Source organism: Herbidospora mongoliensis (assembly GCF_001570545.1).
Lineage (GTDB): Bacteria > Actinomycetota > Actinomycetes > Streptosporangiales > Streptosporangiaceae > Herbidospora > Herbidospora mongoliensis.
On the sequence record NZ_BBXD01000010.1, the window covers coordinates 353115 to 365738 of the forward strand.

Here is a 12624-nt window from a genome sequence, read left to right on the forward strand (position 1 = left end):
TCATCCGAATAGGCCGACTATTGACGGATGAATGGGGGGTCGGACCCCCTTTCTGTGGCAATTGTCGGCATTTCGCCGTAGAAGTCGATCACTCGGACTTGGGCCTTTTTCCCGAGCGGCCGGGTGACGGTGATCGGCTCACGCAGCGTGAGGCGGGTGGTGGTCTGCGAGCTGACCGGCACGATCAGCCGCTCGCCGTCGACCTTCAGGGAGCTCTCGTAGGTCCGGACGCGCCGGGTGCTCTCGATCAGGTCGGCCGGTACGCGTACGTCCAGGTAGTGGCCGAAACGGATCAGCAGCTCCGTGCCGCCGGCCACGTGGGGGCGGACCACGCCCGACGCGATCATCCCGGCGACCATGATCGAGCCGTACACACCCAGGATCAGCAGCGGCGTCCGCACCGCTTCGTGCACGTCCAGCCCCCGGAGCAGCAGCTCCACGCCGACCGTCTCGACGACCTGGATGACGAGGAAGACCGTGAGGAGCATGTTCTGGGCGCTCGCGTACGGCACCGCGACCCCTCCGGCCGGTACGTCCGGCCGCCGCAGCAGCCACCGGGCGACCGAGATCAGGCCCTCGACCTCGAACCGCAGCAGGCGCCCGATCATCGGCCGCTCACCGCCGTCATGACCCGGCGGAGCACCGCGGCCTGGGCTGGGGAGAGCTCCACGCCGAGGTCGCCGAGCCAGCCCACCGGGGCCTCGTGGCCGAACATCGACGGGGGGATCCCGGCGATCAGGTCGGTGGCCAGCGCGGCCACCCGGGGATCGCCGGGATCGGCGTCGTGCAGGGCGTCGAGGCGGGCGTAGAGGTCGGCGGCGCCCTCGACGAACGGGCCCAGATCGGCCACCACCTCGTCGGGGAGCAGTGACAGCATCTCCCGGTCGAACTTGGCGAACCCCTCGCCGGGCAGCGCGCGCAGCACCTCGGCCATCTCCGGAGAGACCACCGCGTCCGCGCTCAGATCGCCCTCTCCAGCCAGCAATCTGGACAGCCGCGCTCGTTTCGCCGCGATGGCCTGCTGCTCGCGGGCCAGGTCGGAGTCGAGTTCGAGCAGGACCTCGCGCAGTTCGCGGCCCTCGTCGTCGGCCAGCACGTCGCGGATCTCGTCGAGCGACAGGCCGAGCTCGGCGAGCCGCCGGATCCTGGCCAGCACGACCGCGTCCCGCAGCCGGTAGTCCCGGTAGCCGTTGGCCCGCCTGACCGGCTCGGTCAGCAGCCCGACGTGGTGGTAGTGCCGGATGGCCCGGGTGGTCACCCCGGCGATCTCGGCCAGTTCCCCGATTCGCATGCCTCGATTAGAAACGTTGCCGCTACGTCATGGTCAACGGGGTGATCGCGGTCGTGGCCGACTGCTGGAAGACGACCAGGGTGCGGAAGCTGACCACCTCCTTGCGCTTGGCCAGGTGGTCGATGAGGAAGGCGTGCAGCCGCTCGTTGTCCTGCACGGCCACCCTGATCAGGAAGTCGTCGCCGCCCGCCACGACCAGGACCTCGAGCACCTCGGGGCGGGGCGTGGCCCAGTCGTGGAAGTTGTTGATGATGGTCCGGCTCAGCGGCCTGATCTGCGCCGCCACGATCGCCTGCACGCTGCGGCCGATCTTCGCCAGGTCGAGCTGGGCGTGGTAGCCGGTGATGACGCCGCGTTCGTGCAGACCGCGCACCCGCTCCAGACAGGTCGAGGCGGCGATGCCGACCCGCCGGGCGAGCTCCCGGTTCGACTGCCGTGCGTCGAGCTGCAATTGGGCGATGATCGCCGAATCTATGTCGTCCAGATCCATGAATTCGAGCCTATCGCCGATCAAACGTTCGGCCTGGCCCTTCAGTAGATGGACGTTTGCCTAGAGTCATCGGCGAGAAGCGCTCGATTGATCGGAGTGGGCAAGATGCAGACCAAACTCGTCATGGTGCTCCGCGACGACCTGCCGCTGGGTCTGGCCGTGAACGCCGCCGCCGTGCTGGCCCTCAGCCTCGGCGACGCCCTGAACGGCTGGCTCGGCCCCGAGGGCAAGGACGCCGACGGCAACATCCACCCCGGCCTCAACACCCATCCCGTGCCGGTGCTGACCTCCTCGGGCGAGGCCCTGCGGGAGCTCCACGACGCGGCGCCGGAGGAGGTCACCGTGCTCGGCTTCACCGAGGTCGCCCGGCGGGCCCGCGAGTACGGCGAGTACCTGCGGACCCTGGCGGCGACCCCGGCGGCGGAGATCGACTACGTCGGACTGGTCGTGTTCGGGCCGAAGGCGCCGGTCACGAAGCTGACCAAGCACCTGGCCCTGATGCGCTAGTTCGGGTTCTGCGCGTGGGTCAGCGTCTCCCACGCCACGAACAGGTAGTTCGTGCCGGCCGGGCGCTGGCGTTCGGTCAGCGTCTGGGTGTTGGTCATGCCGATGCCCAGCCGGGTGTTGAGGGCGTTGAAGCCCACCTCGGTGATGGGGCCGAGGCCCAGGTGCAGCGAACCGCCGCAGAGCCACGACGGCACGGCGGTGCCGAGCTGATATTTGGAGTGGAAGCCGAGGGCGTGCCGGAGCCGGTCGGTGAGCTCGGGGTAGAGGTCCTGGCCCTGGATGCGGCTGGTCTCGGCGACGTGGGAGATGGCGCTGATGCCGTAGCCGGTGTGGGTGAAGTCGCGGCAGGTCTCCTGGCTGAGGCCGTCGACGAAGGTCGTCTCGCCGTGCCAGAAGCTGACCAGCTCGCTGTAGGTGTCCACACTCCCCACCGGCGGATATTTGGGCTGGGGGCCGTCGGCGGTGACGTACAGGAAGGCCGCCGCGCGGGCCCGGAAGCGGGTGACGGCGCGGTCGTAGACGGCCTTGTCCTCCAGGAAGACGGCGATGCCGATGGCCGCCTCCATCATCGACAGCTCCCAGTTGCCGTTGCTGGACGACCCGTTGACCACCTCGGGCAGGTAGACGTTGCGCAGCATGGTGGCGAACCGCTGCATGTTCGGCCAGCCGCCGTTGTAGGTGTACCTGATGATCTCCGCGGCCCTCGGCCACGTGGAGGCGGCCCAGGCCGACTGGAGCGGGGCGTTGCTGTTGGTGTGGTCGCGCAGCACGGCCGACCAGGCGTCCATGATCGAGATGGCCTTGGTCGCGTAGCGCGCGTCACCGGTGATGTACCAGCGCAGGGCCAGCGTGTACGCGGCCAGCGCGTCCTGCCGCTCGTCGGTGCAGCCGATGTTCGGGTTGGAGTAGGACCCGCACTCGACCACCGCGCGCGGCGTCGGGTTGCGCGTCAGCGAGGCGAACGGCGAGGCCGTCATCTGGTCGAACGCGGCCTTCCACGGCTGCGCGTTCGCCTGGACCCGGCCTTTGACGAAGTCGAGCTGGGCCCGGCTGACCATGACGCCCGGATGGGCGAAAACGGCCGGGGCGGCCTGGGCGGGGACAGCGACGAGGGTGGACAGGAGCACCATGAGTGCGCATAACAAGCGTGCCATCGGCGGACTCCGGACAGGGGGAGGGTGGGTTGACGCCCATGAAACACACCCCTGACATGCCGGGTCAAGCTGGTTAGGAAAGTTTCCTAAGAAATAAATCGCACGAAAAGGCCCCGGGAGGCGGTGCCTGCCGGGGCCGTGGTTGGAAGCGGGGCGTCCGTCTGGTCATCGCGACCTCCTTCCTAGGCGAGCACCTTCGCGACGAAGTCGTCGAGGTTCACCGACAGGCGCGCGACCTTGTCCTCCAGCGACAGGGTCTCGCCGCCCGCCAGCCGGTCGGTCGGCTTCAGGCCTCGCACGTACAGGGAACAGGCCAGGTCGGAGCACAGGTACGCGCCGACCGTGTTGCCCTGCCGACCGGCCGCGCCGACGCGGGGCGCCACGAACAGCGCCACGCCGGTACCGCCGTGGGAGGTCACGCAGACCGAGCAGACGGTCGTCTTGACGACGCTGCGCTTGACGCCCTGCGGGTAGCGCATGACGATGCCCGTCAGCTTCCCGTCGTGCTCGGTGACCAGGTAGCCCCGCTCGGGGGACTGCGGGTCGCGCCAGCCGAGGAAGTCGAGCACCTCCCAGTTGGTCTCGCGCAGGTCGCGCGGAAGGTTCAGGCGAGTCGCCTCGCCCTTGGAACAGTTCACGAACGAGGAGCGGATCTCTCGTTCTACCAGCGGAATCACCCGGCGACGTTAGCCGACCCCGCGAGTGGTTTCACCTGGTTTTACCGTCGGATGACCTCGGTGCCCGCCGGTACGGTGATCGTGTAGCGGGACACGCAGCCGGGGCACGGGGCGGCGTCGACGGTCAGGGTCCGGCCGTCCCACGACTCGTGCCAGCCGGGCTGGTCGAAGCTCCAGGAGATCTCCCGCTCGATCACCAGCCGACCGGTCTCGCCCTGCTTGACCTCGACCTCCGACCCCATGCCGCTGTGGTTGACCACGGTGATCGACGGCTCGAAGAACGCGTATTCGTGGCGGGCGCTCTCGGTCGACCGGCTGGCGAGCAGTTCCACCTCCGGGCTCGGCTCGTGGAGCACGGCCGAGGCGAAACCGATCGCGACGGCCCCCAGGAAGCCCACTGTCAGCAGGCCGCCGGCGATGCGCCAGCGCAGGCGCGTGGCCGCGTTCACGAGACCCTCAGGAAGCGCAGCACGGCGAGCACCCGGCGGTGGTCCTTGTCGTCGCCGGTCAGGTCGAGCTTGGCGAAGATGTTGTTGATGTGCTTGCCCACGGCGCTCTCCGAGACCGTCAGGGCCTCGGCGATGCCGGTGTTGGAGCGGCCCTCTGCGATCAAGGCCAGCACCTCCTTCTCTCGTCGGGTGAGGCGGTCGAGCGGGTCGCTGTGGCGGACCAGGAGCTGGGCGACGACCTCGGGGTCGAGGGCGGTGCCGCCCAGGGCCACCCGGCGCAGCGCGTCGAGGAACTCCGGCACGTCGGCCACCCGGTCCTTCAGCAGGTAGCCGACGCCGCTGGTGGCGGTGGAGAGCAGGGCGGTGGCGTAGCGCTCCTCGACGTACTGCGAGAGCACCACGATCGACATGTCGGGCCACTGCCGGCGCAGCACGAGCGCGGCGCGCAGGCCCTCGTCGGTGTGCGAGGGCGGCATCCGCACGTCGGTCACCACCAGGTCGGGCTGGTGCTCGTCGGCGGCGCGGAGCAGCCCTTCCGCGTCTTCCACGGCGGCCACGACCTCCATGCCGGCCGACCTGAGCACCCAGACGAGGCCCTCGCGCAGCAGCACCGAGTCTTCGGCGAGGACTACCCGCACGGCAGGTCCGCCCTGATCGTCGTCGGGCCGCCCTCGGGGCTGAGGATGGTCAGCGTGCCGTCGACCGAACCGGCCCGCTGGATGAGGCCGCGCAGGCCCGAGCCCTCGCCGGGGTCGGCGCCGCCGCCGCCGTCGTCGAGCACCTCGACGACCAGCCGGTCGCCGGTCCGCCGCACCGTCACGAACGCCTCGTGGGCCTTCGCGTGCTTGGCGACGTTGGTGAGCGCCTCCGACACCACGAAGAAGGCCACCGCCTCGATCGTCGGGGAGGGCCGCCGGCCGACGTCGACCGTCAGGCGGACCGGCACCGGCGACCGCGCCGCGACTCCGGACAGCGCCGCGTCGAGGCCCTGCTCGTCGAGCACCGCCGGGTGCAGGCCGCGCACCAGGTCGCGCAGCTCCTTGAGGGCCAGCTTGGCCTCGTCGTGCGCCTGCGCGATCGCCTTCGCGGCCGGTTCGGGCAGGTCGGTGAGGGTGGTGCGGGCCATCCCCAGGTTCATGGCCAGCCAGACCAGCCGGCGCTGGGCGCCGTCGTGCAGGTCGCGCTCCATCCGCCGCCGCTCGGCGTCGGCGGCGTCGATCACCTCCGCGCGGCTCTCGCGCAGGCTCTCGACCCTTTCCACCAGTACGTCACGGGCGCTCGGCCCCAGCAGCGACACGGCGGCCACCTCGTCGACCGAGGCGATCAGCCTGGCCGCCCACGGCCCGGCCACCGCCAGCGCCAGCGCCAGCAGTGCCACCATCGTGCCCTCGACGCCGAAGTCGTCGCGGGACCAGAAGACCGCCGCCACCACGGCCGACGCCAGCGCTCCCGACCAGGCCACCAGCATGGCGAACAGCCCGATCCCGGCGATCACCGGGGCGAGCAGGTGATAGGCCAGCTGCCGCCAGGTGCCGGGGTCGCGGATCTCGGCGTACAGGAACTTGATGGGGTTGCGGGACCCGCGCCCGCGCCGGACCGCCGGGATCTCGACGGACAGGAACGCCGCGAAGCGCCCCCGCTGCAGCCGGCTGAGCCGGGGGAGCAGCCAGAACATCAGCGGCAGTGCGACGAGCGGCACCACGATCGTCCAGATGAAGACGATCGACACGGCGGTCAGGGCGCCGATCACGGTCAGCGCCAGCAGCGCGACGGGCACCCCGGTCACCACGTGCGCGGTGCGCAGCCAGGTCGGGGCGGCCCAGTGGGATCGCATGCGGTCCCACGGAGTGAGCGTCTGGGTGAGGGCCATGGGGACAACCGTAGAGACCAGGCGGGTGTGGTCACCATGTCCGAGGTATCCGCGAAAAAGGTGAGGCCAGCACCACCTTTGTCCGCCGGGTAAAGGGCGCCGGTGTGGCGGCTACCGAGGATGAGTGAAAGAGTGGTGATTGTGGAGGATCATCGCCGTGCCGCCGAGCGCGTCCGCCAGGACCAGCGGCAGCGCGCCGCTCACCCGGCCGAACGCCGCTACGCCGATGCGTATCATCTCGCGCATCTGGCGGAATGGCACGGCGGGGCCGACCTCCGCGAGGCCGCCCGGGCCGTTCTGGAGAGAGAGCGCGAATTGACGGCGGAAGACAACGGCGAGCCCGGTCTGGCGGGCCGCACCTTCCAGGTGACCGCCCATCATCGCGGCGGCGACGTGATCATCGTGGTCAAGGGTGAGATCGACGCCCTGGCCGAGCCGGGCTTCCGCGACTACGTCCGCGGGCGTTCCGGCGAACGGGTCGTCTTCGACCTCGCCGAGCTGAATTTCATCGACAGCGCCGGCCTGCAGGTCCTGATCGACGCCCATCGCCGCGGCCCCGCCGCCTACTGCGCGCTGACCCCACGGGTCGCGCGACTGTTCGACCTGCTGGGCCTGCGAACCCGAATGAGTGTGTACGAAACGGTCGACGAGGCCTTCGCCTAGAAGAGCCCCACGACCGTTTCCGATCATGGGGCTCTCCCTTGCCGACTACACGGGGCAGGTGCTGCGGTATTCGTCGATCGCCGAGCCGGACGGGCCGGGGCAGATGAACTGCGAGTAGCGGGTGTCCTCGTCGACGAAGCGCTTCAGCCAGGCCACGAACTGCTTGGCGAAGGGCGTGTTGGTGGTCTGCGGGAAGAAGTGGCTGGCGTTGTTCAGCTCCAGGTACGCCTTCTCCGTCTGGGTGATGCTGTTGTAGAACGGGCTGGCGTGCGTCGACGGGGAGGCGACGCTGTCGCTCTCACCGGCCACGATCAGGGTCGGCACGCGCACCGAACCCCAGGTCTTGTCGGTGTTCCACGGCGCGATCGGCACGGCGGCCTTGAGCGACGGCCGGTCCTCGGCGGCGTGCAGGGTGCCGCCGCCGCCCATCGAGTGGCCGGCGACCGCGAGGCGGTTGCGGTCGATGCGGTTGCGTACCGTGGTCGAGCTGCTGTTGACCAGGTAGTCGAGGGCGGCCAGGAGCTGGTTGCCCCGGCTGGCGGGCTGGTCGAGGGTCGAGTTGGTCTCGATGCCGATGACGACGAAGCCGTGCGAGGCCAGGCGCGGGCCTAACCACTCCAGGCTGGACCAGCGGGCGGTGTAGCCGGGGGAGATGGCGATCGCGCCGAAGGTGCCCTGGCTGGTGTCGGTCGGGTAGTAGATGGTGCCGCCGCCGAAGCCGCTGACGAGCGAGGAGACGCTCGCGGTGGCGACGGAGAACGGGCCGCGCGAGGCCTCCAGGATCGCGTTGGTGGGGGCCGGGCCGCGCTCGAATCCGGCGGCGTGCGCGGCGGGGGCGAGGGTGACGGCGGTCCCGGTCGTCAGGGTGAACGCGAGGGCGAGCGTGGCGAAGCGGGACAGACGGGACGAGAAGTGGGGTCGCAAGGGGGGTTCTCCCGGTTCTCGGACGAGCCGCTGTGTTGCGGGCGCGTTACCGGCTCCGCACGACGACCCGATCGGAATTGCTGACTGCGTCATCGTCGGGATCGAACCGGGGGTGGCGCATCGGCGAAATCACCGGTCCGGCGACGCCGGATGCGCGCAATGAAAAAGGAGCTATCCTGGTGAGTTGCGGGCCCCAACACCGCGCAAATCACATAGCTCCGTTGGAGAGGATAGCACTCGCGTGGCCAATCGTCAAGTCCTCGATTTGGAGCAGAGCCGGATCAACCAGCTCTACGAACGGCTCGACAGTGTCCGGCGGCGTACGGCCGAGGCGCTGAAGGCCGAACACGCCAAAGGCGTCTCCGGCGGCACCCACCAGGCCCGTGTCGAGCGCGAGGTGTTCGCCACCGAGCACGCCCGGAGGCTCGCCCAGCTCAACGGGGTCGAGCGCGGCCTGTGCTTCGGCCGCATCGACGACGTGCTGGAGGAGACCCTCTACATCGGCCGGGTCGGCCTGCGCAACGAAGACCACGAGACGATCCTGGTCGACTGGCGCGCTCCCGCGGCCCGCCCCTTCTACGCGGCCACCCCGACCTACCCCGGGACGCTGGTCCGCCGCCGCCACCTGCGGACCAAGGGCCGCACCGTGGTCGGCGTCGACGACGAGGTCTTCGACCTCGACCGCGAGAACGTGGACGGCGGCTTCGTCGGCGAGGCCGCGCTGCTGGCCGCCCTCGGCCGCAGGCGCACCGGCCGCATGGGCGACGTCGTGGCCACCATCCAGACCGAGCAGGACAGGGTGATCCGCTCCGGCCTGCACGGCACCCTCGTCGTCCAGGGCGGCCCCGGCACCGGCAAGACCGTCGCGGCCCTCCACCGCGCCGCCTATCTCCTGTACGCCTACCGCGAGACCCTGGAACGCCGCGGCGTCCTGGTCGTCGGCCCCAACACCACCTTCCTGCGCTACATCAGCCAGGTCCTGCCCTCGCTCGGCGAGACCGATGTGGTCCTGGCCGGAACCGGCGACCTGTTCCCCGGGGTCAGGGCCACCGTCGGCGACGACCCGTTCGAGGCCGTCATCAAGGGCGACCTCGGCATGGTCCTGGCGATCGCGAACGCGGTGGCCGGCCGGCAGCGGGTGCCCGAAGGCGACCTGGAGATCCGCGTCGACGGGATGGACCTGGTGGTGCCGCACCACCTCTGCGTCGCCGCGCGCGACCGGGCCAGGAACTCGGGCCGTCCCCACAACGTGGCACGCAAACTGATGGTCCTCGACCTGCTCCGCGCGCTCGCCATCGACGAGACGGCCAAGCTCGACCGCCCGGCGGACGCCGACGAGCTGGCGTACATCAGGAAGGTCCTCTGGCACGAACCGCCGGTCAGGGCCGCGATCGACGCCCTGTGGCCGGTCGTCACCCCGCAGGAGCTCGTCCGGGACCTGCTCGGCAAGGACCCCGGCGACCCGTGGACCACCGGCGACGTGCCGCTCCTCGACGAGGCCGCCGAACTGCTCGGCGAGGAGCCGGGAACCGCCAGGAAGAACGACGAGCGGGCCGAGCGGGAGCTGTTCGCCCGCGAGGTGCTCACCGTGACGGGCGTCGAGGAGATCGACGCGGCCCTGCTGGCCGACCTGAACGCCACGCCGGGCGAGGAGATCACCACCGCCCAGCGGGCCGAGCGCGACCGCAAGTGGATCTACGGCCACGTCATCGTGGACGAGGCCCAGGAGCTCTCCGCGATGGCCTGGCGCATGATCATGCGACGCATCCCCACCCGCTCGATGACGATCGTCGGCGACGTCGGCCAGACCGGCTCCCCGGCCGGCGCGACGAGCTGGGCCGAGATGCTCGACCAGTACGTCACCTGGCGCGAGGAGCGCCTGACCGTCAACTACCGCACCCCCGAGGACGTCATGGACGCCGCCGCCGAGGTCCTGAAGGAGTTCGCGCCCGACCAGGAACCCCCGATTTCGGTTCGGCCCGCCGAAGAGCCGCCCCGGGTGGTCCCGATCGGACAGGCCGGGCTGAACGACGTGCTCAAGGCGGAGATCGACGCCGCCGCGAAGGACCTCCTCGTGGACGGCGAGGGCCGTCTGGCCATCATCACGTCCGGTGAACGCTATGCGGAAGTCGCGTCCCTGGTCCCGGAAGCCGTTACGCTCGATCCGCTGGACTCGCCGGTGGCGCTGATGACCGTGACGACCTCAAAAGGGCTCGAATTCGACGGCGTCATCGTGCTGTGGCCCGAAGAACTGGCAGGCCGCGACCTCTATGTGGCGATGACCCGGGCGACCCGCCGCCTGGTTCTGATCCACGAGCAGGAGCTGCCGCCGACGCTCGCCGGGCTCAGTAAATAGGACTATCCTTGTAGGAAATACCGGGAGGCGACATGGGGCGGACGGAATCCGACACGCCGGTCACCGCGGCGATCCACGCCGCCCGGTGGATCCGCGAAGCCGCCGTCGACGACGACCTCGGCCACCACTGGCTCGCCAACCCCGATGTCGGCGGCAAGTCGGCCAACGCCGGACATTCGGCCACGCTCTATTCGGGCGCCGCCGGAATCGTCCTGTTCCACCTGGAGCTGGCCACCGCGACAGGTGACCAGTCCTACCTCGACGAGGCCATCGCCGGCGCCGACCACCTGGTGACGATGTCCGGTTCGATCAACGACCCGACCTTCTACCACGGCCTGATGGGCCTGGTCTTCGCGCTGACCGAGTCCTACTGGGCGACGGGCGACGCGACCCACCAGGTGGCGGCCGAGCGCATCGCCGAGCGAGTCCTGGCCACGCGCCGGCCGTCGAGCGAAGGCACGACCTGGACCGGCGACGTGTCCCAGCGCGGCGACGGCGGCATCGCGCTCGGCCTCCTGCACATCGCCGGCATGCTCGGCCGCGACGACTTCGAGAAGGTCGCCATCGCGACGGGCCGCCACATCGCGGGCCAGGTCGTTCCCGGCCACCAGTTCGGCGTCGAGTCGGGCGACCTTCCGGTTGACGCGGTGACTCCCGGGTTTCTTTCCGGTACGGCCGGCTCCGGGTTCCTCATGGCGCGCCTTTATGGCGTGACGGGCGACGGGATGTTCCTGGCGGCGGCCCGGCGGGCCGCCGACTTCGTGCGGATGGTCAGCTCCGTCAGCGACAAGTGCGCGCTGGTGCCGCATCACGTTCCGCATGCTCGGGCCCTCAACTACCTGGGGTTCTGCTCCGGGTCCGCCGGGGTGGCGCGGCTGTTCCACGAGCTCTACCGGGTGACCGGCGACCCCGGCGACCTCGACTGGGTGGAGCGGCTGGCGCGCGGCGTCATCAACAGCGGGGTGCCGGAACGGCGCAGCGAGGGCTACTGGAACGTGGCATGTCAGTGCTGCGGGGCCGCCGGGCTGGTCGAGTTCTTCGTGGGGCTCTGGGCGGCGACGGGGACGCGTGAATACCTCGACGTCGCGGGTGAGCTCGGCGACGACCTGATCGAGCGGGCGACCCGCGATGACGGGCGGGGGATGCGCTGGTACCAGGCGTACCGGCGGCTGCGGCCTCACGAGATCACGGCTGACACCGGATACATGGTCGGTGCGGCGGGGATCGGGGTGGCGCTGCTGCATCTGGCCGCCGCCCGCGAGGGGCGCGACGCCCGGCGGGTGATCCTGCTGCCGGACAATCCGTTCCCGGCTATTCCGGTTCCGGCTGACTCCCTCTGAGCGGGGCGTGTTCTGCCTGGAAACGATCACCCAGTCGTGCGCACTTGCCATGGTGAACAGGTGATGGACGATACTTCCGATCATGACGGACATGTCCATCGCCCATGAGCACGCCTGCTATATCGCTCCGGCGGCCGGAGGCCTCATCAGCTCGTCATGGTGCAGTTCGGCGTTCGAGGACACACTCCGTTCGCTTCCTCGGGACATCACCGAAGAGCAGGTCACCAGTTCTGAGTTACTCCTCTATCAGGACCACAGGCTGGAAATCTACTTCGTCCCCTTCGACTGGGTGAACGCCGACGCCCAGGTCATGCTCGTCGGCCTGACGCCGGGCCGCCAGCAGATGCACCTGGCCGTACGGACCGCGGTCCGGGCTCTGCAAAACGGCAGGACTCTTGGCGAAGCGCTCAAAGAAGCCGATGAACTGGGAAGCTTCGCCGGTTCCATGCGTACCAACATGATCTCGATGCTGGACGGGATCGGCCTGCACGATGTGCTTGGACTCGACAGCACGGCCAGGTTTTTCGCGGACCGATCTGATCTTCTCGCCAGCACGTCGGCTGTCTGTCACGCCGTATTCGTCCGCGGGGCGAACTACTCTGGATCTCCTGCGATCGATCGTCATCCCGTGCTCACGGCATTTGCGCGTCAGGTTCTCGACAAGAACCTCGAAATGGTCCCCGATGCTCTGGTGATCCCCTTGGGTAAGGCGGCGAGTACGGCCATTGGGCTCACCACCGTCTCGCCAGAGAGAGTTCTCACCGGTTTTCCGCACCCTTCCGGCGCCAACGGGCATCGGCCGCGTCTGTACGCCGAGCGACGCCACGAGATGGCTCAGAGAGTCAAAGATTGGGCCCGGTTTTCAGGCCGTTGACGGTCCTGGCGTCATCCAGAACCGGGACG

The 12624-nt window shown here is 69.7% G+C and carries 14 protein-coding genes; 5 read left to right on the plus strand and 9 right to left on the minus strand.

Annotated features, from left to right (window positions below):
• Positions 1-17 precede the first annotated feature (17 nt).
• From AW272_RS10430 to AW272_RS10440, 3 genes are read right to left on the minus strand one after another with little or no spacing between them, the layout of a single operon-like run.
• Positions 18-608, minus strand: coding sequence for a hypothetical protein (locus tag AW272_RS10430; RefSeq protein ID WP_066363132.1), 591 nt, complete (start codon positions 606-608; stop codon positions 18-20).
• On the minus strand, positions 605-1291 hold the full coding sequence (locus AW272_RS10435) for a helix-turn-helix domain-containing protein (RefSeq protein ID WP_066363134.1): 687 nt from the start codon (positions 1289-1291) through the stop codon (positions 605-607). The genes AW272_RS10430 and AW272_RS10435 overlap by 4 nt, the downstream gene beginning before the upstream one ends.
• A gap of 22 nt (positions 1292-1313) precedes the next feature.
• Positions 1314-1781, minus strand: a complete 468-nt coding sequence (locus AW272_RS10440) for an Lrp/AsnC family transcriptional regulator (RefSeq protein ID WP_245657390.1) — start codon at positions 1779-1781, stop codon at positions 1314-1316.
• Positions 1782-1886: 105 nt separating this feature from the next.
• Between AW272_RS10440 and AW272_RS10445 the strand changes: the two genes are divergently transcribed.
• The gene (locus AW272_RS10445; protein ID WP_174551805.1) at positions 1887-2288 is read left to right on the plus strand and encodes a DUF2000 domain-containing protein; all 402 of its coding nucleotides are present in this window, start codon (positions 1887-1889) and stop codon (positions 2286-2288) included.
• Here AW272_RS10445 and AW272_RS10450 read toward each other — a convergent pair.
• From AW272_RS10450 to AW272_RS10470, 5 genes are all read right to left on the minus strand, one after another.
• Complete coding sequence (locus AW272_RS10450) at positions 2285-3442, minus strand: alginate lyase family protein (protein WP_066363135.1); 1158 nt, start codon at positions 3440-3442, stop codon at positions 2285-2287. The two genes, AW272_RS10445 and AW272_RS10450, sit on opposite strands and share 4 nt — an antisense overlap.
• 182 nt (positions 3443-3624) lie before the next feature.
• The gene (locus AW272_RS10455) at positions 3625-4119 is read right to left on the minus strand and encodes an FBP domain-containing protein (protein WP_066363142.1); all 495 of its coding nucleotides are present in this window, start codon (positions 4117-4119) and stop codon (positions 3625-3627) included.
• Positions 4120-4160: 41 nt separating this feature from the next.
• Positions 4161-4568, minus strand: a complete 408-nt coding sequence (locus AW272_RS10460) for a hypothetical protein (protein ID WP_066363144.1) — start codon at positions 4566-4568, stop codon at positions 4161-4163.
• Complete coding sequence (locus tag AW272_RS10465; RefSeq protein WP_066363146.1) at positions 4565-5206, minus strand: response regulator; 642 nt, start codon at positions 5204-5206, stop codon at positions 4565-4567. The genes AW272_RS10460 and AW272_RS10465 overlap by 4 nt, the downstream gene beginning before the upstream one ends.
• A complete protein-coding gene (locus AW272_RS10470; RefSeq protein ID WP_066363148.1) occupies positions 5197-6438 on the minus strand; it encodes a sensor histidine kinase in 1242 nt (413 codons plus the stop codon). The genes AW272_RS10465 and AW272_RS10470 overlap by 10 nt, the downstream gene beginning before the upstream one ends.
• 132 nt (positions 6439-6570) lie before the next feature.
• On the opposite strand from AW272_RS10470, the gene AW272_RS10475 reads away from it, so the two are divergent.
• Positions 6571-7101: an STAS domain-containing protein gene (locus tag AW272_RS10475; protein WP_169807525.1), complete on the plus strand. Its 531-nt coding sequence runs from the start codon at positions 6571-6573 to the stop codon at positions 7099-7101.
• 45 nt (positions 7102-7146) lie between these two features.
• Here the strand turns inward: AW272_RS10475 and AW272_RS10480 are convergent, their stop codons facing one another.
• The gene (locus AW272_RS10480; protein WP_066363157.1) at positions 7147-8025 is read right to left on the minus strand and encodes an alpha/beta hydrolase family protein; all 879 of its coding nucleotides are present in this window, start codon (positions 8023-8025) and stop codon (positions 7147-7149) included.
• Positions 8026-8266: 241 nt separating this feature from the next.
• Between AW272_RS10480 and AW272_RS10485 the strand changes: the two genes are divergently transcribed.
• From AW272_RS10485 to AW272_RS10495, 3 genes are all read left to right on the plus strand, one after another.
• The gene (locus tag AW272_RS10485; RefSeq protein ID WP_066363159.1) at positions 8267-10381 is read left to right on the plus strand and encodes a HelD family protein; all 2115 of its coding nucleotides are present in this window, start codon (positions 8267-8269) and stop codon (positions 10379-10381) included.
• A gap of 32 nt (positions 10382-10413) precedes the next feature.
• The gene (locus tag AW272_RS10490; RefSeq protein ID WP_066363160.1) at positions 10414-11721 is read left to right on the plus strand and encodes a lanthionine synthetase LanC family protein; all 1308 of its coding nucleotides are present in this window, start codon (positions 10414-10416) and stop codon (positions 11719-11721) included.
• 82 nt (positions 11722-11803) lie between these two features.
• Positions 11804-12595 (plus strand): uracil-DNA glycosylase family protein, encoded by a 792-nt coding sequence (locus AW272_RS10495; protein WP_066363161.1) that lies wholly within the window; start codon positions 11804-11806, stop codon positions 12593-12595.
• Positions 12596-12624: the final 29 nt, after the last annotated feature.

Bases quoted from the DNA above. Each gene is read 5' to 3' on its own strand.
- AW272_RS10470 (WP_066363148.1), bottom strand. From the start codon at position 6,438: ATGGCCCTCACCCAGACGCTCACTCCGTGGGACCGCATGCGATCCCAC.
- AW272_RS10435 (WP_066363134.1), bottom strand. From the start codon at position 1,291: ATGCGAATCGGGGAACTGGCCGAGATCGCCGGGGTGACCACCCGGGCC.
- AW272_RS10445 (WP_174551805.1), top strand. From the start codon at position 1,887: ATGCAGACCAAACTCGTCATGGTGCTCCGCGACGACCTGCCGCTGGGT.
- AW272_RS10430 (WP_066363132.1), bottom strand. From the start codon at position 608: ATGATCGGGCGCCTGCTGCGGTTCGAGGTCGAGGGCCTGATCTCGGTC.
- AW272_RS10440 (WP_245657390.1), bottom strand. From the start codon at position 1,781: ATGGATCTGGACGACATAGATTCGGCGATCATCGCCCAATTGCAGCTC.
- AW272_RS10495 (WP_066363161.1), top strand. From the start codon at position 11,804: ATGACGGACATGTCCATCGCCCATGAGCACGCCTGCTATATCGCTCCG.
- AW272_RS10490 (WP_066363160.1), top strand. From the start codon at position 10,414: ATGGGGCGGACGGAATCCGACACGCCGGTCACCGCGGCGATCCACGCC.
- AW272_RS10450 (WP_066363135.1), bottom strand. From the start codon at position 3,442: ATGGCACGCTTGTTATGCGCACTCATGGTGCTCCTGTCCACCCTCGTC.